1 protein-coding gene is annotated in these 300 nt (G+C 58.3%); it reads right to left on the reverse strand.

The window, feature by feature from the left end:
- Positions 1 to 266, reverse strand: a 266-nt coding sequence (locus Q1A75_RS24150) for a hypothetical protein (RefSeq protein WP_299641582.1), incomplete at its 3' end; no start/stop codon positions are given.
- Between the last annotated feature and the right edge of the window lie 34 nt (positions 267 to 300).

Here is a 300-nt window from a genome sequence, read left to right on the forward strand (position 1 = left end):
TCGGTGTTTCTACGCAGATCTGCAAGCCCGGGCACCCGGAATACCTTCGGCTGGCGCAACTCGTTCAAAACCTGCGTCATCACGGCGCCGCGGTTACTCCGGCCGGTCACGGATCCCTTAAACGTCGGATTACCCTTGAATAGATCAATGACTTCTGAGGAGGGCATGCGGCGCAGCGCGGCAATGACCTCACGCTTGCGATGCCTGGACTGGTTTGCCGAACCCTCCTTCCCGGCGGGTTTGAAATCGACATAGGCCGCCTTCATGATCTCGGCGACTTCAGCCTTCGAAAGTGCCAAT

This window comes from uncultured Tateyamaria sp. (assembly GCF_947504105.1).
Lineage (GTDB): Bacteria > Pseudomonadota > Alphaproteobacteria > Rhodobacterales > Rhodobacteraceae > Tateyamaria.